Origin of the sequence: Janthinobacterium aestuarii (assembly GCF_051380835.1) — a bacterium.
GTDB lineage: Bacteria > Pseudomonadota > Gammaproteobacteria > Burkholderiales > Burkholderiaceae_D > Janthinobacterium > Janthinobacterium aestuarii.
The window spans coordinates 23,461-43,542 of sequence record NZ_JBNYXU010000009.1 but is presented as its reverse complement, the minus strand read 5'-3'; the positions used below and the strand labels follow the sequence as shown (position 1 = coordinate 43,542).

Here is a 20,082-nt window from a genome sequence, read left to right as displayed (position 1 = left end):
CGAAAGAAATGACAAAAGACGCGAAAAACCTGATCGTCGGCCTCGACATCGGCACCTCGAAAGTGGTGGCGGTGGTAGCCGAAGTGATGTCCGACGGGCGCCACGAAGTGATCGGGCTGGGCCAGCACGAATCGAAGGGCCTGAAAAAGGGCGTGGTGGTCAATATCGAGGCCACGGTGGAGTCCATCCAGCGCGCGCTGGAAGAGGCCGAGCTGATGGCCGACTGCAAGATCCGCAATGTCTACGCGGGGATTGCGGGCAGCCATATCCGCAGCTTCAATTCCAGCGGCATGGTGGCCATCAAGGACAAGGAAGTGACGGCGACCGACGTGGCGCGCGTCATCGAGACGGCAAAAGCGGTTAACATTCCGACCGATCAGCAATTGCTGCACACGGTGCCGCAAGAGTTCATCGTCGACAGCCAGGAAGACGTGCGCGAGCCTATCGGCATGAGCGGCATCCGCCTGGAGGTGAAGGTGCATATCGTCACCGGCGCCGTGTCGGCGGTGCAGAACATCGTCAAGTGCGTGCGCCGCTGCGGCCTGGAAGTATCGGACCTGATCCTGCAGCCGATGGCGTCCGCCGATGCGGTGCTCACGCCCGACGAGAAGGAACTGGGCGTGGTGCTCATCGACATCGGCGGCGGCACGACCGATGTGGCGGTATTCTCCGATGGCGCGATCCGCCATACGGCAGTCATTCCCATCGCCGGCGACCAGATCACCAACGACATCGCCATGGCCTTGCGTACCCCGACCGCGGAAGCGGAAGAAATCAAGATCCGCTATGGCGTGGCCAAGCAGGTCCTGGCCGACCCTGGCGAATCGCTGGAAGTGCCTGGCCTGGGCGACCGCGGCCCGCGCAACCTGTCGCGCCAGGCGCTGGCGGCAGTGATCGAGCCGCGCGTCGAGGAACTGTTCGCCATGGTGCACCAGGTGGTGCGCGAATCCGGTTACGAAGGCGTGCTGTCGTCGGGCATCGTGCTCACGGGCGGCACGTCCATCATGCCCGGCATGGTGGAAATGGCGGAAGATATTTTCCTGAAACCGGCGCGCCTTGGCACGCCCGAGTATCGGGGCCAGCTGGCCGACGTGGTGCGCAGTCCGCGCTATGCCACGGTATTGGGCCTGCTGCTGGAAGCGAAGAAGCAATACCTGCGCGGCCACATCGTGACGCGTCAGGACGGCTCGGTGAAGGCAGTCTGGCAGCGCATGAAGGAATGGTTTTTAGGGAATTTTTAAGGGCATGATTTACGCCCGGCAGTACAGGTTTTTTGGCAGCATCGCAGGTACACACACATAACTTTATTTTATATTTAACCGCAGTTTTCAATCTCCAGTTCTCCTACCAATATGAGGCCTGGCGCTTGGAAACCGCATCTGATAGGAGCACATCATGGAGTTCGATATGGTCGATAACACAGCTTTAGGTACCGTCATCAAGGTCGTCGGCGTCGGCGGTGCGGGTGGCAATGCAGTCCAACACATGATCAACAAAGGCATGTCGGGCGTGGAGTTCATTGCCGCCAACACCGACGCACAGGCCCTGTCGACATCGAAGGCCCACAACATCATCCAGATCGGCGATACCGGTCTGGGCGCCGGCATGAAGCCTGCCGTCGGCCGCCAGCTGGCCGAAGAGTCGCGCACGCGCATCGCCGATTCGCTGCGCGGCGCGCACATGGTCTTCATCGCCGCCGGCATGGGCGGCGGCACGGGTACGGGCGCCGCTCCCATCGTGGCCGAAGTGGCCAAGGAACTGGGCGCGCTGACGGTGGCCGTGGTCTCCAAGCCATTCTCGTACGAAGGCCAGAAGTGCATGGACATCGCCGACGAAGGTCTGGAGCAGCTGTCCCTGCACGTCGATTCGCTGATCATCATCCTCAATGAAAAACTGGAAGAGATCTACGAAGACGAAAGCATGCTGGAATGGATGCAGCACGCCGATGATGTGCTCAACAACGCGGTGGCCGGCATTGCCGAGATCATCAACGTGCCTGGCCATATCAACGTCGACTTCAACGACGTGAAAACCATCATGGGCGAGCAGGGCAAGGCCATGATGGGCACGGCGACGGCTTCCGGCGTCGACCGCGCGCGCATCGCCGCCGAACAGGCTGTCGCTTCGCCGCTGTTGGATGGCATCGATCTGTCCGGCGCGCGTGGCGTGCTGGTCAATGTCACGGCCAGCCGTGGCTTGAAAGGTAAAGAGATCAAGGAAGTCATGGCTGCCGTGCGCGCGTTTGCCGCGCCGGACGCGTCGATCGCGCAAGGTATCGCCTACGACGACGCCATGGGCGACGACATCCGCGTTACCGTGGTGGCCACGGGCCTGGGCCGCGCGAAGAAAAACATCCAGCTGGTACCGCAGCAAGTGCTGCGCACCGGCACCCACAACAGCCCGTTGACCCCGTCGGCTGCCATGGGTAGCGCGCAAGCGGCGACGACGACGGTTGGCGTGGCCACGCCGGCAGCCGGTTTCGACGGCATGAAGGCGCCGGCGGTATGGCGCCGCGAATCGGCTTCCGAGCAAGTGCGCGCGATGGAAAAGAATGGCATGGAGACGTACGATATTCCAGCCTTCCTGCGCAAGCAAGCCGATTAAGGTGATCTGATGTCAGTAAAGATGACGGCGGCCTGAGGGCCGCCGTTTTTTTTGCCGGTTTTTGACTTTTGCCTTTGCCTTTCCGGCCATTTTCTGCACAAATACGACAAGTCAGGCATACTATCGCGCAGTGTCGGCATCATGCCGGCAGAACCCTCAACCGACAGTACACAAGGAGTCAACATGACCATCAAGATCGGCGACACCCTGCCAGAAGGCACCCTGGCCGAATTCATCGAAAGCGAAACCGAAGGTTGCGCACTGGGCCCGAACACGTTCAACGTGCAAGACCTGGTCAAGGGCAAGAAGATCGCCATCTTCGGCCTGCCAGGCGCCTACACCCCGACCTGCTCCGCACAGCACGTGCCAGGCTACGTGCAGCACGCTGCCGACCTGAAAGCCAAGGGCGTCGATGAAATCTGGTGCATCTCCGTCAACGACGCGTTCGTGATGGGCGCCTGGGGCCGCGATCAGAAAGCCACCGGCGTCGTGCGCATGATGGCTGACGGCAATGCCGCCTACAGCAAGGCGCTGGGCCTGGACGCCGATTTCTCCAAGCACGGCATGGGCACGCGCTCGCAGCGCTACTCGATGCTGGTCGACAATGGCGTCGTGACGCAATTGAACGTCGAGCAAGGCGGCAAGTTTGAAGTATCGAATGCCGAGACACTGCTGGGCCAGCTGGCTTAAATAAGCGGTAGGCCGACGTGCGGCGTTCGCATCACGTTTGCTCTGGCATTGTTGGATTACGCGCTGCGCGCTAATCCAACCTACGCGTTAATCCAACGTACGCAAAAAAAACGGCGCCATCGGCGCCGTTTTGACGTTTACTGTACCGACGGTTTCGTTGCCTCGAACATGGCCGCATCGATGCTGAACGAATAATCGTCCTGCAGCGCGAAATATCTTCTTGCTTCCTCGGGTGCGCCATCGAAGAGGTTGCGGATGGCCGCCACTCTTTCGCTTGGTGTGCGCATGCGCGCCACCCACTCGTCGAACTGCATCGTCAGTTTCCACACGCTGCGCAAGCTGTGCGTGAATCCCGCGTTATTGAATTTGGCGCCCCATTCGCAGGTGCGGTAGTCGCGCACGTGGGAAGCGTCGCGCAGCATTTCCACGGCCTGCAAGGTGCTGTCGTACAGGGCTGTCTTGGGCGCGACGATGTCGATCACAAGCAAGGTGCCGTTCGGGCGCAGCACGCGCCACGCTTCTGCCAGGGCAGCGGCAACGTCGTTCCAGTGGTGCGCGGAAAAGCGCGTGACGACCATGTCGAAGCTGGCGTCGGCAAACGGCAGGCGCGCCACGTCGCCCTGTTGCGTGCTGATGTTGTGCAAGCCGCGCTGCGCCTTGGCGTGGTCGACGACGTCGAGCATGGGCTGCGCCAAGTCGTAGGCGACCACCGATTGCGCCACGGGGGCGACGGCAAAGCTGGCGTGGCCGGCGCCGCAGCCCAGGTCCAGGACGGCGGGCTTGCCGTGGCGGCGTGCGCATTCCTGCATCAGCACCAGGTCGGCGCCTTGCGCGTGTACGGCGCTGCTCAGGTAGGCATTGGCCGTCTTGCCAAACTGTTCGGTAACGACATCGTGCTGCTGCATGGTTTTCTCCTGTTGATGGGTGAGTTCCTGCAGAATAGGGATAAAATTATCCTGTAACAAGACCATAAGTTATACTGGTATATCCACTACCATGCATCCATGCCATGTCGAATAAACTTGCTGAATTCATCCGCGCCCGGCGCGAAGCCGTCACCCCCGCCATGGCTGGCTTGCCCGGTGGCGGACGGCGGCGCACGCCGGGCTTGCGGCGCGAAGAGCTGGCGCAGCTGTGCGACGTCAGCCCCACCTGGCTGACATGGCTGGAGCAGGGACGGCCCGTGTCGGCCTCGGCCAAGATGCTGGCCCGCCTGGCGCAGGTGTTGCAGCTGAGCGCGGCCGAGCGCGCCTATCTGTTCGAGGTGGCCGACAAGCATGACCCCAGCCATGGGACAGGCGAGGGCGCGGGGCCTGCCAGCGCCGAACTGGCCGCCATCGTCGCCGCCATCGACGCGCCCGCGTACATCCTCGACCGCGAGTGGAACGCCGTGGCGTGGAACGGGGCCGCGTCCACCTTGTTTGCGGGCTGGCTGCAGGCCGGGGAGGGCGCGCCGAACCAGCTGCGCTTCATGTTCCTCGATGCGGCTGCGCGCGAGCTCGTCATCGGCTGGCCCGAGCGGGCGCAGCGGCTGGTGGCGGAGTTCCGCGCCGATATCGGCCGGCAGGCGGACCAGGCGCCGCTGGCCGGCCTGATCGCGGAACTGGCCGGCGCCAGTGCGCAATTTCGCCAGTGGTGGGGCGCGCAGCAGGTGCAGGGCCGCGATGGCGGCTTGCGCCAGTTTCAGCATGCGCAACAGGGGCTGCTGGCATTCAACCAGGTGACCTTGCACCTGGCGCGCCAGCATGAACTGAAGCTGGTGATGCTGTTGCCTGTGTCGTAGACGTCACTCGCGTGCTTGCCAGGTCCCGGCGTGCTCGTGCCGCTCTGCACCTGCAATGCGCGCTTGCATGGCTGCTGTCATGTGGACATTGCGCTGTGCGTCAACCATCAGCACTTCTTTCAGGTCGAGTTTTTCCGCCATCGCTTGCCAGTCTTTGGGGCCGGTGATGAACAGCGGTTTGGAGTGGCCGTCCGAGCGCAGGCCAGGGTCGCGGCCGCCGCTGGCGATGATGGTGACCGAAGCGACCAGATCGATCGGATAGCCGCTGCGCGGGTCGATGATGTGCGGGCGGCGCTTGCCGTCCTTCATGAAGTAGCGTTCATAATCACCGCTGGTGCCGATCGCTTCGTTGTCGCGCAAAGCGATCTGCGCCACTGTCCCGGCGCCACGCGGATCGCGGATGCCGACCTGCCACGGTCGTTCACCGGGCTGGCCGATGGCGATGACGTTGCCACCGATGTTGACCAGCGCCGCCTTGACGTGCGCGTTGCGCAGCAGCGCGGCGGCACGGTCGAGCGCGTAACCTTTGGCGTAGCCGCCGAGGTCGATCATGACGGCAGGGTTGACGCTGCTGATGATGTTGCCGTTGTAGCGCAGGTCGGACAGCGATGGCCGCGCGTCGACCCAGCGCTTGATCTCGGCGGCCTGCGGCCCCTGCGCGTCGCTGTCATTTTTTTGGAAGCCCCACAGCCTTATCAGGTGCCCAATGGTGGGGTTGAACAGCAGGCCGGAACGCACTGACAGCTTCTCGGCCGATTTTAGCAGGCCGACCATTTCAGCGTCGGCGCGCAATGGCTCGCCTTTGGCGATGCTGTCGTTGAGGGCGGTGAGCATGCTTGGCTCCCACGCATGGAATTTACGGTGCAGGCGATCGAATTCTTTCAATACCTCGGCGCCAAGCAGGTCGGCGCGCTGTTGCGAACCACCGTAGATGGTGATGTCGACCGTGGTGCCGAACACGTGGCCCCGGGTTTTGTAGAGGCGTTCCTCGCCGGAACAGGCAGTCAGGAACAGCAGTAGCGCCAGCAGCGTGCGGGTGAACATGGTATGTCTCCGGGTGTGGCCGCCGCGCGCAGGCGGCGGCCAGCAGTCTTAATTGCTCTTGGCGACCATGTAGTCGACCAGTGCTTTCATTTCATCATCCTTCAGGCCTGGATTGCCGCCGCGTGGCGGCATCATTTTCACGCCGTTGATGGCACTCAGGTACAGCGCCGGCTTGCCTTTGGCGATACGCGGTTTCCATCCCGCCTTGTCGCCAACCTTGGGCGCGCCCATGATGCCGGTGCCGTGGCAGGCCAGGCAGGTGGTGGAGTAGGTTTTCTCAACCTTGGCGGCGTCCGGCGCGGCGGCAGCGCTGGTGGCAGAGGTGATGGCTGCCAGCATTGCTGCCAGTGCAAGTAGTTTCTTCATGGTCTGTCTCTTTTCAAAAGTAAGTCGGCAAATGCCGGGGTAAAAACGGACCGGCGCTTTCCGCCGAACGGCAATGCCGGCCCAGGCGGTGGTGCTTCAATGCGCCATGGCGTGCGTCGGCATGGCGCCGCTGGCTTCGTTCAGCAGGGCCGGCGTTATCTGGTTGAAGCGCAGCACGCGACCGCCTTCCTTGCGAACAAACGCTTCCGCGTCTACCTGCCGGCTGAACGAGGCGATGGCCGGGCCCATCGAGCCCTGCGCCTTGCTGCCTAATACATAGAGCGCGTCGTGTGCCCCGATCCAGTGGCCTTGCGGCTGTTGCCAGTTGGCGCTGCCCATGTCCTGTACGTAGAAGGCGCTGGTGGCGCGACGCTGTTCCGGCGCCAGCATTTCGCCGAGCAGTTCTTTTACGTCACAGAAGTAGCTGGTCTTGCCGTCGGCGAAGCGAACCTGCGCTTTCGGCCCAGGGAAGTCGCGCAGCAGCATGCCGTCCAGCGCACACGCGGCTTCGTCGGACGGATCAATGGCTGGCAGGTTGGTGGCGCTGTACGTGCAGGCGGCCAGCGCAAGGGTGGCCAGTGTGGCCAGCGCGCTCCTGCGCAGGTGGAAAATAGTCATGAAAATCTCCTGAGTGCGATAGAAAACGGTAAAAAAATCCAGGCCAGCATCACGCCCGACAGCAGCGCCGGGTGGGTCCAGCCTTGCGGCATCACGGTGGCCAGGCCATACATGGCTTGCGCCTGGTCCGAGCTGAACACGTTCAGCAGGCGAAATACGTCGGCCGGGTTCAGCATCAGCATGGCGGCGAACAGGCCGCTACCGAGCTGGCCCTGGCTGAGCACCATCACCCCCATCAGCAGCAGGTCGAACACCAGCACGAACAGGAACCACAGCGCCAGTGCAATGCCGCTGGCGCGGACGCGGTCGCGGGTGCTGACCGATACCAGCATGGCAATGCTGAGGAAGGCCAGTCCCATCAGCACGGCGCTGGCGACGAATTGGGCGTAGCGCCAGCCCTCGGCCACAGTCAGTTGCGAGAACAGCGGCAGCAGGCCGGCGCCAAAGCCGATCGCAGTGGCGCTGGTGAGCGCCGCCGCCAGGCCGAGATATTTACCGAGCAGCACTTCCAGCGGCGTCACCGGCATCGACAGCAGTAGTTCCAGCGCGCCGCGCTCACGCTCGCCGACAATCGCGTCATAGCCGAGTATCAGCGCGATCAGCGGCACCAGATAGATCACCAGGCTGGACAGGCTGGCGATAGTGGCGTCGATGCCGTGGAAACCAACCTGTCCCTGCTGGGCTGCGCCGAAGTAGGCGATGGCCAGCGCGAAGAAGGCAAACACCAGCGCCACGGCCAGCACCCAGCGGTTGCGCAGCCGGTCACGCCATTCTTTTGCGGCCAGCACGCCGACCTGGCGCCATTCAATGCGTGCGCGCATGGGTGCCTCCGTAGCCGAGAAACACTTGTTCCAGTGTCGATTCCTGAATCGCGATGTCGTCGGCACAAGCAGCCAGCTGGCGCAGCACCGCCATCTTGTCGGCCCTGACGCAGCGCACGTGCAGCTGTTCGCCATGCACCTCCAGCGCCAGCTCCAGCGGCAACGCGGCCAGCGCCACGCGCACGCCCGCCTGCAGCGCAGGCGCAATCGTGGCGGTAATGGTCAGCATCCGGGGCGCATGGGTACCCGTCCGCAGCTGCCTCAGCGTGCCTTGCGCGGCCACCGTGCCGCCTTGCATGATGAGCAGCTGGTCGACCCGGTGCTCGATCTCTGCCAGGATGTGCGAGGTGATGACGATGGTGGCGCCGCGTTCCTGCGCGGTGCGCAAGATGGCGTAAAAGTCGGCGATGCCTTGCGGGTCCAATCCGTTGGTCGGCTCATCGAGGAAGATCAGGTCCGGCTCGCCCAGCAGAGCCTGCGCCAGGCCGAGCCGCTGGCGCATGCCCTTGGAGTACGCCTGTACCGGCCGCGCGGCGGCATGCGTCAGGCCCACCAGGTCGAGCAACGGTGCGCAAGCAGCGCGCGCAATGTGCTTCAGGTCCGCAAAAAAGTGCAGTACTTCCTGGCCACTCAGGTTATCGTAGGTGAGAAAACTTTCCGGCAGATAGCCGACGCGCCGGCGCGTCTGGCGAAAGGCAGGTTCGGCCGCGTTCTGACCCAGTACGTGCAGCGTGCCGGCGCACGGCGTGATCAGACCGAGCATCAGCTTGAATAGCGTGCTCTTGCCGGCGCCATTGTGGCCGATCAGGCCGAACATGGCGCCATGGGCGATGTCAAAGCTGACGTCCTGCAGCACCGTGAGCGCGCCGTAGCGATGCCGGATGCCGTGCAGGCTGACGGCGGCTTCAGTTGTATTCGATGCGGGGAGCGATGTCATTCCATTTCTTCCAATTCTGTGAGAGCGGGCGCATGCGCGGATGGCGGTCGACTACACTTGGCGCGCGCAGCAGCGGAAACTGGTGCGCGGCAAAGCGCAGCGTCTGCAGCGCGGGGCTGGCGCCGAGCAGCTTGAGCAGCGGGTATTGCCAGTTCAGACGGTCAACCAGATCGTTCGCTTCATACGCCAGGTCACCCTGGCCGTCGGCGTTCTGGTCCCAGCCGTTGTAATTGCTCCAGTAGTTGCCTTCCTGCTTGCCCCATTCGACATCGCGCGCGGCAACAAAGCGCACCTGCTCCTGGTTGCCGATGAAGTCGTTGCCGTCGACTTGGTTGTTCGACGAGCCGGCCGACAGGTGCACGCCGGTGCGGTTATTGATGATCAGGTTGTGGCGCAGCGTGTTGTACTCGGCGTCATAGATGAAAAAACCCCGGTCGTTGCCGGCCACCACGTTGTCTTCGATCAGCGAGTCCTGGATGGTGCGCAGCATGATGCCGTGATCGGTATGGCCCCACGCGATATTGCGGCGCACGGTCAGGCTGCGCACCTCCATCAGCGCCAGCCCGGCCCGGCTCAGATATACCTCGTTGTCTTCCCAGATACTGTGGTGGGTGTTCATGTAGTGCGTGCCGTAGCGGACATGGTGGATGCGGTTGTGGCGAAATTGCGCGTCGCGCGAAACGTCGACATAGATGCCGTCGCGCGTGCCGCTGATTTCGTTGCCGGTGACGCGCGCTCCGCGCGTGTCGTACACCTGGATGCCATTGCCGCGCTGCGCCGATTGCAGGTCGCGCCGGCCGGTGATGGTGTTGTTCAGCAAGCGCGCATCGTCAACGCCTTGCAGCCAGATGCCGAACAGGTTGGCGACCAGTCGACAGTTGTTGATCTGCACGCGATGCGCGCCAGGCACGATATAAATGCCGGCGTTCTGCGCAGTGAGGTCCGCGCCGCTGTCGATCACGATCAGGCCGATCAGGGTGACGTCGGGGGCGGTGATGCGGATGGTGTCGCCGTGTCCTCGGCCGCTGATGGTGGGGTGGCTGCGCCCTTGCAGCGTCAGCGCCTTGTCGACCAGCACGTGTTCGTTATATCTGCCGGGTGCGATCAGCAGTGTGTCGCCTTTCTGCGCACTGGCGATGGCCGCATTGATCGACGTGCCGGGCGCCACTTCCAGCACGGCGGCGGCCAGGCCCGGCCCATAGCCGGCCAGTATGAGTGCCAGCACCAGCGCGCGCATCAGCGCCAGCAGGGCGGAAGGCGCCAGCATCATGCGTCTTCCTTGCCTTGCGACGGCAGCGTTGAGCGCAAGCTGTCGAGCGTAACGAAGTAGCCGTCGGCGCCGATACGCGTCAGCGCTTCGCCCTTGGCAGTGCGCCGCTTGCGCTCTTTCACCAGGGGTGGACAGGCGTGATCGTCGTAGTACATCACCATGCAGTCCAGACACAGCATGCATTCCATCTGGTCGATTTTGCCTTGGCTGTCGATGGCGTGCGAGCCGCAACCGGCGGCGCAGGCGTGGCAGCTGGTGCATTCTGCCTTGCGCTTCAGACCGAACAGGCGGAACTTGCCGGGCAGCGCCAGGCCCGCGCCCATCGGGCACAGGTATTTGCAGTAAGGGCGCTCGCTGAACAGCGACAGGCCCAGAATGGCGCCGATAAAGAGCCAGAATGGCCAGCTGCGGTTCCATACGCCGACCAGGAAAGTGGTCTTGAAGGGTTCGATTTCGGCCAGATGTTCGGCCGTCTCCATTGAGAACAGGGATACGCCGATCAGGCCGAAGAAGATGGCGTACTTCAGCCAGCGCAGCTTGTCGTGCAGTGGTTTTGGCAGCAGTTTCTGCCAGCGTTTCAGGCCGATGGCGGAACCGAGTTTCAGCATCAGGTGCTGCAGCGAGCCGAATGGACATAACCAGCCGCAGAACAGGCCGCGTCCCCAGATCAGCACCGTGATGATGATGAACCACCAGAACAAAAAGATGAACGGATCGGACAGGAACAGCTCCCAGCGCCATTGATGGATCAGCGAATGGAGCCAGGTCATGATCTGCGTGATGCTGGGCTGCGCCTTCAGGTAGAAGCCGATGAAGCCGGCGCTGATGAGCCACAGCACCAGCCGCGGCCAGCTGATCAAAGGCTTGTGCTTGCGCGTCGATGCACGCACCAGCCGGTCGCGTCGTGCGTACCAGATGGCGGTAAACAACAGGGTGGCGACGAAGAAGCCGATCTTTGGCAGCCCGCCCAGCCAGATGTTTTGCCATGCCGGGCGCGCCGTCACCACTTTCGGATGGCCGCCTTCCAGATAGCGGGCCGGCAGCCAGTATGTCTGGTCGTAGTGGGTGAAGGTCTTGGCGCCTTTGGCGTCCAACTGATTGACCAATAGCGTCAGCGTCCACGGCCACGCCGGATTGAAGTGCTTCGAGCGGACGATGAAGATGCCCGACTCGCGATAGTGGGGCACATCGCTGGGCTGCAGGTGGTACAGGTTGAGGTAGTCGGTATCGCGGAAGGTGTAGGTTTCAGGATCTTGCCGCACCTGGATGCGGTCGTAGATGCCGCCGCGCACAAAGCCCGAGCCCTTGAACGAGGTCTGGCCGCTGGCGATGACGAAGATCGCATGCTCGTCCGGCTTCAGGTCGCGCATCAGGCGCTGGTAGTTGTCCTCGCCCAGCAGGCTGTTGCCCAGCGTCGGCGTGTTGAGGTAGCCGAAGTAGAGGTCGATGTAGTCGCCGCGCGCGCTGTCGGCGCCGACTTCGCGCGCGGTGATCGTCAGGCGGCCGACCGAGCCCTCGTCGGCCAGCTTGCCCCAGTTGAGGCGCTCGTCGAGCGGCGTGAAGCGGGCCGGCGGGCGCGCCGCCGCAGTGAAGATGCCGACCTGGCGGCCGATCTCATAGGCGCTGCGGGAAATCACCTGGTTCTCGGCGATGGCGGTCACGGTTGCGCCGCTGATCGCGTCCAATCCCACACTGCCATCGCCGCCACGGCCAATTTCCAGCCTGGCGTCACCGCGCAGGCCGACATATTGTCCGATGAACTTGAGCAGCGCCGATTCCGGTATGCCGGCCAGCAGGATCGGTTCGGAATGCTTGATCACGCGCACGCCGGTAATGATGCCTGCGGTGTCCATGCCGATCAGTGTAATGACCGGCTTGCCGGAATAGGCGGGAATGTCTACCACGTCGGTTGACAGGAAAACGTAGCCAACGAGCTTGCCGCCGGCGTCCAGCGCTTGCACATAGCGTGGAGAACCCATGCGCTGCGAGAAACGCTGCGCTTGCGGCATCACGTCGCGGCAGGCGGCATGCGCGCACAGGTCGGCGCCGTGCAACAGTTCGGAGGAAAGTTCAGCGTCGTAGATGTTGGCGGCGGCTACAGGCGGCGCCAGCATGGCCAGCAACATCAAGCACGACGCCAGCGAATTGAACAAGGTTATTAAAATAGTCGTCATGAGAATATGCCATGCCGGCTGACGCATCAGCTGGCATGGACTTGCGAAACAACTCAGGCTTCAACCAGGAAACGGCTACGCATTTCCAGATGCAGGGCGTGGCAGAAGTGCGTGCAATACAACCAGAACGCACCGGCGTGATCGGCCTTGAAAGTGACCGACTTGGTTTCCTGCGGATTGACGATAAAGTTGATGTTGTACGTCGGGATGGCACAACCGTGGGTCAAATCTTCGACCTTGTCGTAGTTGGTCAGGGTGAGCGTGACTTCATCGCCTTTTTTGACCTTGATGACCGGCATGCTGAACGCCGGCGCTTGCGACATCAGACGCGCATGCACCTTGTTGCCCTTGCGCTCGATGCCGGCGTTTTCCGGCGTGACGGCATTCGGGAAGTCGGTCATGGTGTAGATCTGGCGCGTCTTCACCACGTCGCGGCGCACGATAATGCCATCGTGCGGCTCCGGGTAGGCAGTGTGATCGGCTATCAGCTTCATGCTGGCGCCGCTGATGTCCACCAACTGTTCGGTTTCAGGATGCAGCGGGCCGACTGGCAGGAAGCGGTCCTTGGAGAACTTGTTGCCGGAGTTGAGGTATTTGCCGTCAGCTTCCCTGGTCTCACCCATCGATGAGTAGTTATGGCCCGGCTGGTAGTGCACGTCCAGCTTCTCGATGATGACCTTGGCGTTCTTGTCTCCCTTGAACTGGGCAATGGCTGCATCCACATTCCATTTGACGGCTTGGCTGTCGAGGAACAGCGAGGTATAGGCGTTGCCCCTGCCGTCGAAGGCGGTGTGCAGCGGGCCAAGACCGATTTCCGGTTCGGCCACCACGGTGTCGCGCGGATCCTTGACGTTACCGTCGAACCATTGCAGCACCTTGCTCAATTCAATCACGGTGGCGGTCGGCGACAGCTTGCCGGAGCAGACGAAGTATTTTCCGTCCGGGCTGGCGTTGACGCCATGCGGGTTCTTGCTGACCGGGACGTACAGCGAGATCGCGCTTTTCGGATCGGCGTTGGCGGCCTTGCGGCCATCGACCACGGGGACCTTGGAACTGCCGATGGTGGTGAACTTGCCTGCCTTGACCAGGGCCTCGACGCGTTCGATATGCAGGAACACGCAGGCATCACGCTCGGCCGCCATCATGCCGTTCAGGTCGGCGGCGTTTTCCACGTTGTACTGGTTGCAGGCGGCCAGCTTGCCGTCGTACGAGGTGGCGCACAGATCCATATTGCCGTCAACGCGCACCTGCCACATCACTTCCATGGTCTCTGCGCTGACGCAGCTGAACAACGCACCCCACTTGTCCGGATCGTCCAGGTCGCGGCCGTCGTTCGGCAGCGGGATATGGAATTCGGCGCCGCAGAACACGCGGGTGGTGTAGTCAATCTTCTGGTCGACCGGATCGCGCTTGTCAGGGAACAGGCCGTGGAAGCCGGCCACATTCGGCAGTTCGGTGATCTTGTCGCATTCCATGGTGTCCATGCGGATGCGCGCCACGCGTGAATGCAGCTTGTCGTTGATGAACAGCCAGCGGCCGTCATAAGTGCCGTTCTTGTAGCTGCCGTGGACGTGGTGGGTGTCGCCGGTGATGTATTTCAGCGTGCCGTCGGGCTTGGTGCCGATGATGGCTTTCGATTCATTGGTAATACCCCAGCCAACCATGCAATCGACGTTGAACACCGGGATGCGCTTGAGCGTGCGCCCGGAAGGCAGGCCGAGCACCCGCGCTTCGCCCGAATGGCCGGAACTGATGAAAGCATAGTAGTCGTCCAGCTGGCCTGGCGCGATCTCGGTGCCATGGTGTGCGGCCGGTGCGGCAGCGCTCTTGCCGCCGGCGGCAACTTCCTCCTTGCAGCCGGCCAGGCCCAGCGTGACGCCGGCCAGGCCCAGCGCGGCGCTCTTGCCGAGAAAGCCGCGGCGGCTCGACTGCGTGTCGTTGGTGGTATCTATCTTCTTGCTGTCCATCTCTCGTTCTCCATCGTTGCAAAATTATAAACAAGCATTTTATATGCATCTTTAAAAAAAACGATGACGTAGATCAAGCATTTCAGGCACCGCCGCCGCGATTGCAGCAGTACTTGATCCAGGCACTGTTTTCGTCGTCGACTCTGATGAGCTGGCCAGTGTCGTCTGCGATGGCCGCATCAGCTGGCCGGCTTGCTATAATCAACCCAGGCAGCGCCTCCGCTGTGCTGGCTCCGGACGTCGCCATAATGACGTTCCCAGTGGTCCGCCCCGGACCGGTCGTCAAGGAGCTTTCCCTGTCTTCTCGTCAAGAAAATCTGCACAGCATCTATGCGATGCTGATTGCGGTCGCCATGTTCTCGTGCATGGATACCGCCATGAAGCTGCTGTCTGCCCATTATCCCGCCACGCAGGTCACGGCGATGCGCTCGCTCAGTTCGTTGCCACTGCTGTGCGGCTACATGCTGTACCGCGGTGCGTTCAAGGGCATCTTCCGCATACGCTGGCCGATGCACCTGTTGCGCGCCGCACTCGGCATCGCCATGCTGACTACCTTTGCCTTCGGGCTGAAGTCGCTGTCGCTGGCCGAGGCATATTCGATCTTCTTCATTGCGCCGGCTTTGATCACGGCGCTGTCGGTGTGGGTGCTGAAGGAGCACGTGGGCCGCGGGCAGTGGGTGGCCATTGGCGTTGGCCTGCTGGGCGTGCTGGTGGTGCTGCGCCCCGAAGGCACCGGCTTCCTGTCGCTGGGCGGGCTGGCGATTCTGGTGGCAGCTGCCTGCTACGCCGTGTCGGCCATCAGCGCGCGCGTGTTGGCGCGCACCGATAGCACCGAGGCGATGATGTTCTGGCTGCTGACGCTGATGTCGATCGGCGCAGTAACGCTGGCGTGGAATATCTGGGTGCCTGTGCGTGCCGAACACGGCTCGATCTTGCTGGTGCTGGCGCTGTCAGGCTTCTTCGGGCAGTTGGCGATCACCAAGGCCTTCAGCACCGGCAAGGCGTCAATCGTGGCGCCGTTCGAGTATACGGCGCTGGCCTGGGGCGTGGCGATTGACTGGCTGCTGTGGCAGGCGCTGCCGGATCGCTATACCTTGCTTGGCGCGGGGATCATTATCGCCAGCGGCATCTACCTGGTGCGGCGCGAGGCGGTGCATGTGGAAAGTGAGCATCCGTAGCATTTCTTTGCCGGTCAGCATTCCACGCCGCAACTGGATATAATCGTGCCATGTTAAAACAACGCACCATCAAACAACAGGTCCGCACCATCGGTGTCGGTTTGCACTCCGGCACCAAGGTCGAGCTGATCCTGCGTCCTGCCGCGATCGACACGGGTATCGTGTTTCGCCGCATCGACCTCGACCCCATCGTCGAGTTTCCCGCCAGCGCCATGGCCGTGGGCGACACGCGCATGGCTTCCGTGCTGATCAAGGATGGCGCCAGGGTGTCCACCGTGGAGCATCTGATGTCGGCGGCGGCGGGCCTGGGGATCGACAATATGTATATCGACGTGAATGCGGAAGAAATTCCCATCATGGACGGTTCCGCCTCGTCCTTCGTCTACCTGCTGCAGCAGGCTGGCGTGGAAGAGCAGCAGGCGGCGAAGAAATTCATCAAGGTCATCAAGCCCGTGGAAGTGCGTCACGGCAAGGGTGACGCGGAGAAATGGGCGCGCTTGTCGCCATACGACGGCTTCAAGCTTGATTTCTTCATCGAATTCAACCACCCGGCCGTCGATGGCACGATGCAGCGCGCCTCGGTCGACTTCGGCGACGTGTCATATGTGCACGACGTGGCGCGCGCGCGCACCTTCGGTTTCATGCAGGATGTGGAAAGCTTGCGCGGCATGGGCCTGGCCCGTGGCGGTTCGCTGGAAAACGCCATCGTCATGGACGAGTACCGCATCCTCAATGCGGATGGCTTGCGCTATGAAGACGAGTTCGTGCGCCACAAGATCCTTGACGCCATCGGCGACCTGTACCTGGTCGGCCACCCCTTGCTCGCCTACTACACGGCGCACAAGTCAGGTCATGCGCTGAACAACCAACTGCTGCTGGCGCTGCTGGAGCAGCCCGATGCGTATGAAATCGTCTCGTTCGCCACGAACGAGGCGGCGCCGCAGTCGTATTTACGGCAAATGGAGCGTGAGTGGTCGCTTACCTGAATTAATCCTTCGATTTAGTCCTTTGGTTCGCGGTGGTGGCGCACCATGTTGCGCAGCGCCGCGATCAATTGCTCGTTCTGTTTCGACGCCGGCAGGGCCGTGCTCAGCTCTTCCAGGGCCGACATGGCTTTTTCCGGCAAGACCAGCGCCCGCGTATGCACGATGGGCGCGATGCTCCTGATGACTTGCACTTTCAGCTTGATGCCTGAAATCTGCCAGCCCTTTCTTTCCAGTTCCCCTTGCAACTTCGGCAATTGCTGCTTGAGCTTGGCCGCCAGCGCCGCGTTCGGCGTGGACAGCACCAGTTGGCCGCCCTCGAATTGCAGGATGTCGCAGTGCTCGAACATGGCCGGCAAGGCCTTGGCGCAGTCTTTTTGCAAGGCGGCCAGGCGCGTGACGGTGGGCATCAATGAGGCCATCGTCGCGTTGCCGCGCAGAAAATCGGTTGCGCCCGTGACGGCCGGGCCTGAACGGGCAAAGCCGTAGCCGCGGCGCGGCGCCGGAGAATAAGTGGGAGTTCGCATGGCCGAAACATAGCACACTCGCCCGCGCATGACGAGTGCTGCCGCGGGTGCGGCGCAGGCGGGCTGGCCGTATTGCCTTACAGTATGGAAAATGTCCGCAATTTCTGCCATTTGTTTGTCATTAAGCTATTGTTATATGGCGCATTACCCCAACCATGTCGGGAACGCATGATAAAATCATCGTCTTTTGCCATAGTCGAACTCCGTGCGGTGACGCGATACCTACCTCGTTGTTCCCTACCGAGCTTTTTTTAACGGCGTTTTTTCAAGAATTCAAGCATGTCATTACTGACCCAGATTTTCGGTAGCCGCAACCAGCGGCTGCTCAAGCAATACCAAAAAACGGTACGCGAGATCAATGCGCTCGAGCCGGCCATCGAAAAGCTGTCGGATGCCGAGCTGCAAGCGAAGACGCCTGCCTTCAAGGAACGCATCGCCGCTGGCGAATCGCTCGATGCCTTGTTGCCGGAAGCATTTGCCGTCTGCCGCGAGGCCAGCAAGCGCGTCCTGCGCATGCGCCATTTCGATGTGCAGATGATCGGCGGCATGGTCTTGCATTTCGGTAAGATCGCGGAGATGGGCACGGGCGAGGGCAAGACCCTGATGGCAACTTTGCCAGCCTACCTGAATGCCTTGTCGGGCAAGGGCGTGCATATCGTCACCGTCAATGATTACCTGGCGCAGCGCGATGCCGAGACCATGGGCCGCCTGTATGCATGGCTGGGCCTGTCGACGGGCGTAAACATGTCGCAAATGGAGCACAGCGCCAAGCAGCAGGCGTACAACTCCGACATCACCTATGGCACGAACAATGAATTCGGTTTCGACTTCTTGCGCGACAATATGGTCTACGAAGCGCGCGAACGCGTGCAGCGCAGCCTGAACTTCGGCATCGTCGATGAAGTCGACTCGATCCTGATCGATGAAGCGCGTACGCCGCTGATCATTTCGGGCCAGGCCGAGAACCATACGGACCTGTATCACAAGATCAATGAAGTGCCTGCGCGCCTGACTCTGCAGATCGGCGAAGAAACGCCGGACGGCAAAGGCAAGGTTGACGTGCCGGGCGACTACACCAAGGATGAAAAAGCGCACCAGGTGCTGCTGACGGAAGCCGGCCACGAAAAGGCCGAAGGCATCCTGATGGAAATGGGCCTGCTGCCGGAAGGCGCGTCGCTGTACGATTCGGCCAATATCACCCTCGTGCACCACCTGTATGCGGCCCTGCGCGCGCATGCGCTGTACTTCAAGGATCAGCACTATGTGGTGCAAAACAATGAAGTGGTGATCGTCGATGAATTCACGGGCCGTCTGATGACGGGCCGCCGCTGGTCCGATGGCTTGCACCAGGCCGTCGAAGCGAAAGAAGGCGTCAAGATCCAGAACGAGAACCAGACCCTGGCCTCGATCACCTTCCAGAACTACTTCCGCATGTACGCCAAGCTGGCCGGCATGACCGGTACGGCCGATACCGAAGCGTACGAATTCCAGGAAATCTACGGCCTGGAAACGGTCGTGATCCCGCAAAACCGTCCGTTGCAGCGCAAGGACCGCCAGGATCAGGTCTACAAATCGTCGGCTGAAAAATACAACGCGATGTTGAACGACATCCGCGACTGCTACGAGCGCGGCCAGCCCGTGCTGGTCGGTACGACCTCGATCGAGAACTCGGAACTGCTGTCGGGCATCCTGACCAAGGCCGGTTTGCCGCACAACGTGCTGAACGCGAAGCAGCATGCGCGCGAAGCGGAAATCATCGCCCAGGCAGGCCGTCCGAAAGCCATCACCATCGCCACCAACATGGCCGGTCGCGGTACGGACATCGTGTTGGGCGGTAACGTCGAGAACCAGATCAAGTTCATCGAAGCCAATGCTGAACTGAGCGATGCCGACAAGGCAGCCCAGTCGCAGACCTTGCGCGATGAATGGCAATCCCTGCACGACCACGTGGTCAATGCGGGCGGCTTGCACATCATCGGCACCGAACGCCACGAATCGCGCCGCGTCGACAATCAGCTGCGTGGCCGTGCCGGCCGCCAGGGCGATCCGGGTTCGTCGCGCTTCTACCTGTCGCTCGACGACGCGCTGCTGCGCATCTTCGCCGGCGACCGCGTGCGCGCCGTGATGGACCGTTTGAAAATGCCGGAAGGCGAACCGATCGAGGCAGGCATCGTCTCGCGTTCGATCGAATCGGCCCAGCGCAAGGTCGAAGCGCGCAACTTCGACATCCGCAAGCAATTGCTGGAATACGATGACGTCGCCAACGACCAGCGTAAAGTCATCTACCAGCAGCGCAACGAGCTGCTGGAGACGACCGATATTTCCGAGATGATCGGCTCGCTGCGCCATGGCGTGTTTACCGACCTGGTACACGAGTACGTGCCGCACGAATCGGTGGAAGAGCAGTGGGATATCAAGGGCCTGGAAAACACCCTGGCCAGCGAATGGCAGCTCGACTTGCCGCTGCAGCAATTGCTGGAAGCCGATTCGACCCTGACGGACGAAGAGATCCTGGAAAAAGTGCTGGCCGCGGCCGATGCCGTGTACCAGTCGAAGATCGATATCGTCGGCAAGGAATCGTTTGGCGGCTTCGAGCGCAATGTCATGCTGCAAAGCGTGGATAGCCACTGGCGCGAACACCTGGCGGCACTCGATCACCTGCGCCAGGGTATTCACCTGCGCGGCTATGCGCAGAAGAACCCGAAACAGGAATACAAGCGCGAAGCGTTTGAACTGTTTGGCCAGATGCTCGACATGATCAAGAACGACGTCACGAAACACGTGATGACGGTACGTATCCAGTCGCGCGAAGAAGTCGATGCCGCCGAACAGGCGATGCAGCAGTCGCACGTGGAAAACGTGCACTACCAGCACGCCGAATTCGACCCGAATGCGGCGCCGGAAGAACTGCTGGCACCTGCGGCCGGCGGCAACATGGACAACGTCGACGACATGAGCGTGAGCATGGGCGTCAAAGTGGGCCGCAACGATCCGTGCCCATGCGGCAGCGGTAAAAAATACAAAGCTTGCCACGGCAAGCTGGCATAAGGCGGTTTGACAGCTTGAGCAAAAACGGAGACCGCGGTCTCCGTTTTTTTATGCCTTTTCAACTGATGGGCG

17 protein-coding genes are annotated in these 20,082 nt (G+C 61.8%); 7 read left to right on the top strand and 10 right to left on the bottom strand.

The genetic code is table 11. From position 1 onward, the window contains the following. Positions 1–8: 8 nt before the first annotated feature. The 3 genes from ftsA to ACQ4WO_RS21725 all read left to right on the top strand — a co-directional run bounded on the left by ftsA (position 9) and on the right by ACQ4WO_RS21725 (position 3,294). The gene (gene ftsA / locus ACQ4WO_RS21735; protein WP_010394955.1) at positions 9–1,241 is read left to right on the top strand and encodes a cell division protein FtsA; all 1,233 of its coding nucleotides are present in this window, start codon (positions 9–11) and stop codon (positions 1,239–1,241) included. A 154-nt stretch (positions 1,242–1,395) separates the two neighbouring features. Further along, the gene (gene ftsZ, locus ACQ4WO_RS21730) at positions 1,396–2,604 is read left to right on the top strand and encodes a cell division protein FtsZ (protein WP_034748865.1); all 1,209 of its coding nucleotides are present in this window, start codon (positions 1,396–1,398) and stop codon (positions 2,602–2,604) included. Positions 2,605–2,787: 183 nt separating this feature from the next. After that, complete coding sequence (locus ACQ4WO_RS21725) at positions 2,788–3,294, top strand: peroxiredoxin (protein WP_058050716.1); 507 nt, start codon at positions 2,788–2,790, stop codon at positions 3,292–3,294. A gap of 137 nt (positions 3,295–3,431) precedes the next feature. Here the strand turns inward: ACQ4WO_RS21725 and ACQ4WO_RS21720 are convergent, their stop codons facing one another. After that, positions 3,432–4,199, bottom strand: coding sequence for a class I SAM-dependent methyltransferase (locus ACQ4WO_RS21720; protein WP_436483218.1), 768 nt, complete (start codon positions 4,197–4,199; stop codon positions 3,432–3,434). A gap of 104 nt (positions 4,200–4,303) precedes the next feature. Between ACQ4WO_RS21720 and ACQ4WO_RS21715 the strand changes: the two genes are divergently transcribed. Next, positions 4,304–5,077: a helix-turn-helix transcriptional regulator gene (locus ACQ4WO_RS21715; RefSeq protein ID WP_436483217.1), complete on the top strand. Its 774-nt coding sequence runs from the start codon at positions 4,304–4,306 to the stop codon at positions 5,075–5,077. Positions 5,078–5,080: 3 nt separating this feature from the next. Here ACQ4WO_RS21715 and ACQ4WO_RS21710 read toward each other — a convergent pair whose 3' ends face one another. The 8 genes from ACQ4WO_RS21710 to nosZ all read right to left on the bottom strand — a co-directional run bounded on the left by ACQ4WO_RS21710 (position 5,081) and on the right by nosZ (position 14,274). Next, positions 5,081–6,121 carry an FAD:protein FMN transferase gene (locus tag ACQ4WO_RS21710; protein WP_436483216.1) on the bottom strand — a complete coding sequence of 347 codons (1,041 nt, stop codon included), beginning with the start codon at positions 6,119–6,121 and terminating at the stop codon, positions 5,081–5,083. 48 nt (positions 6,122–6,169) lie between these two features. Further along, positions 6,170–6,487, bottom strand: coding sequence for a c-type cytochrome (locus tag ACQ4WO_RS21705; protein WP_436483215.1), 318 nt, complete (start codon positions 6,485–6,487; stop codon positions 6,170–6,172). 96 nt (positions 6,488–6,583) lie between these two features. Continuing rightward, complete coding sequence (locus ACQ4WO_RS21700; RefSeq protein ID WP_436483214.1) at positions 6,584–7,105, bottom strand: nitrous oxide reductase accessory protein NosL; 522 nt, start codon at positions 7,103–7,105, stop codon at positions 6,584–6,586. After that, positions 7,102–7,926 carry an ABC transporter permease gene (locus tag ACQ4WO_RS21695; protein ID WP_200880309.1) on the bottom strand — a complete coding sequence of 275 codons (825 nt, stop codon included), beginning with the start codon at positions 7,924–7,926 and terminating at the stop codon, positions 7,102–7,104. The genes ACQ4WO_RS21700 and ACQ4WO_RS21695 overlap by 4 nt, the downstream gene beginning before the upstream one ends. Next, a complete protein-coding gene (locus ACQ4WO_RS21690; RefSeq protein WP_436483213.1) occupies positions 7,910–8,863 on the bottom strand; it encodes an ABC transporter ATP-binding protein in 954 nt (317 codons plus the stop codon). The genes ACQ4WO_RS21695 and ACQ4WO_RS21690 overlap by 17 nt, the downstream gene beginning before the upstream one ends. Continuing rightward, positions 8,832–10,100 (bottom strand): nitrous oxide reductase family maturation protein NosD, encoded by a 1,269-nt coding sequence (locus tag ACQ4WO_RS21685; protein WP_436483362.1) that lies wholly within the window; start codon positions 10,098–10,100, stop codon positions 8,832–8,834. Before ACQ4WO_RS21685 ends, ACQ4WO_RS21690 begins: the two co-directional genes overlap by 32 nt. 29 nt (positions 10,101–10,129) lie before the next feature. Then, positions 10,130–12,307: a 4Fe-4S binding protein gene (locus ACQ4WO_RS21680; protein WP_436483212.1), complete on the bottom strand. Its 2,178-nt coding sequence runs from the start codon at positions 12,305–12,307 to the stop codon at positions 10,130–10,132. A gap of 53 nt (positions 12,308–12,360) precedes the next feature. Then, entirely contained in the window at positions 12,361–14,274 is a 1,914-nt protein-coding gene (nosZ, locus tag ACQ4WO_RS21675) for a TAT-dependent nitrous-oxide reductase (RefSeq protein WP_436483211.1), read from the bottom strand. A 335-nt stretch (positions 14,275–14,609) separates the two neighbouring features. Between nosZ and ACQ4WO_RS21670 the strand changes: the two genes are divergently transcribed. Together ACQ4WO_RS21670 and lpxC are read left to right on the top strand one after the other, a co-directional pair. After that, on the top strand, positions 14,610–15,452 hold the full coding sequence (locus tag ACQ4WO_RS21670; RefSeq protein ID WP_436483361.1) for a DMT family transporter: 843 nt from the start codon (positions 14,610–14,612) through the stop codon (positions 15,450–15,452). Between the two features lie 50 nt (positions 15,453–15,502). Beyond that, on the top strand, positions 15,503–16,438 hold the full coding sequence (gene lpxC / locus ACQ4WO_RS21665) for a UDP-3-O-acyl-N-acetylglucosamine deacetylase (RefSeq protein WP_128141365.1): 936 nt from the start codon (positions 15,503–15,505) through the stop codon (positions 16,436–16,438). A 14-nt stretch (positions 16,439–16,452) separates the two neighbouring features. On the opposite strand, the gene ACQ4WO_RS21660 is transcribed toward lpxC, so the two are convergent. Beyond that, positions 16,453–16,962 carry a DciA family protein gene (locus ACQ4WO_RS21660; protein ID WP_436483210.1) on the bottom strand — a complete coding sequence of 170 codons (510 nt, stop codon included), beginning with the start codon at positions 16,960–16,962 and terminating at the stop codon, positions 16,453–16,455. A gap of 279 nt (positions 16,963–17,241) precedes the next feature. Between ACQ4WO_RS21660 and secA the strand changes: the two genes are divergently transcribed. Next, a complete protein-coding gene (gene secA / locus ACQ4WO_RS21655; protein WP_436483209.1) occupies positions 17,242–20,010 on the top strand; it encodes a preprotein translocase subunit SecA in 2,769 nt (922 codons plus the stop codon). Positions 20,011–20,082 lie beyond the last annotated feature (72 nt).

Coding starts and splice junctions, on each gene's coding strand:
- secA (WP_436483209.1), top strand. CDS start 17,242: ATGTCATTACTGACCCAGATTTTCGGTAGCCGCAACCAGCGGCTGCTC.
- ACQ4WO_RS21670 (WP_436483361.1), top strand. CDS start 14,610: ATGCTGATTGCGGTCGCCATGTTCTCGTGCATGGATACCGCCATGAAG.
- ACQ4WO_RS21715 (WP_436483217.1), top strand. CDS start 4,304: ATGTCGAATAAACTTGCTGAATTCATCCGCGCCCGGCGCGAAGCCGTC.
- ftsA (WP_010394955.1), top strand. CDS start 9: ATGACAAAAGACGCGAAAAACCTGATCGTCGGCCTCGACATCGGCACC.
- ACQ4WO_RS21695 (WP_200880309.1), bottom strand. CDS start 7,926: ATGCGCGCACGCATTGAATGGCGCCAGGTCGGCGTGCTGGCCGCAAAA.
- ACQ4WO_RS21720 (WP_436483218.1), bottom strand. CDS start 4,199: ATGCAGCAGCACGATGTCGTTACCGAACAGTTTGGCAAGACGGCCAAT.
- ACQ4WO_RS21705 (WP_436483215.1), bottom strand. CDS start 6,487: ATGAAGAAACTACTTGCACTGGCAGCAATGCTGGCAGCCATCACCTCT.
- ACQ4WO_RS21690 (WP_436483213.1), bottom strand. CDS start 8,863: ATGACATCGCTCCCCGCATCGAATACAACTGAAGCCGCCGTCAGCCTG.
- ACQ4WO_RS21680 (WP_436483212.1), bottom strand. CDS start 12,307: ATGACGACTATTTTAATAACCTTGTTCAATTCGCTGGCGTCGTGCTTG.
- ftsZ (WP_034748865.1), top strand. CDS start 1,396: ATGGAGTTCGATATGGTCGATAACACAGCTTTAGGTACCGTCATCAAG.
- ACQ4WO_RS21700 (WP_436483214.1), bottom strand. CDS start 7,105: ATGACTATTTTCCACCTGCGCAGGAGCGCGCTGGCCACACTGGCCACC.
- nosZ (WP_436483211.1), bottom strand. CDS start 14,274: ATGGACAGCAAGAAGATAGATACCACCAACGACACGCAGTCGAGCCGC.
- ACQ4WO_RS21660 (WP_436483210.1), bottom strand. CDS start 16,962: ATGCGAACTCCCACTTATTCTCCGGCGCCGCGCCGCGGCTACGGCTTT.
- lpxC (WP_128141365.1), top strand. CDS start 15,503: ATGTTAAAACAACGCACCATCAAACAACAGGTCCGCACCATCGGTGTC.
- ACQ4WO_RS21725 (WP_058050716.1), top strand. CDS start 2,788: ATGACCATCAAGATCGGCGACACCCTGCCAGAAGGCACCCTGGCCGAA.
- ACQ4WO_RS21710 (WP_436483216.1), bottom strand. CDS start 6,121: ATGTTCACCCGCACGCTGCTGGCGCTACTGCTGTTCCTGACTGCCTGT.
- ACQ4WO_RS21685 (WP_436483362.1), bottom strand. CDS start 10,100: ATGCGCGCGCTGGTGCTGGCACTCATACTGGCCGGCTATGGGCCGGGC.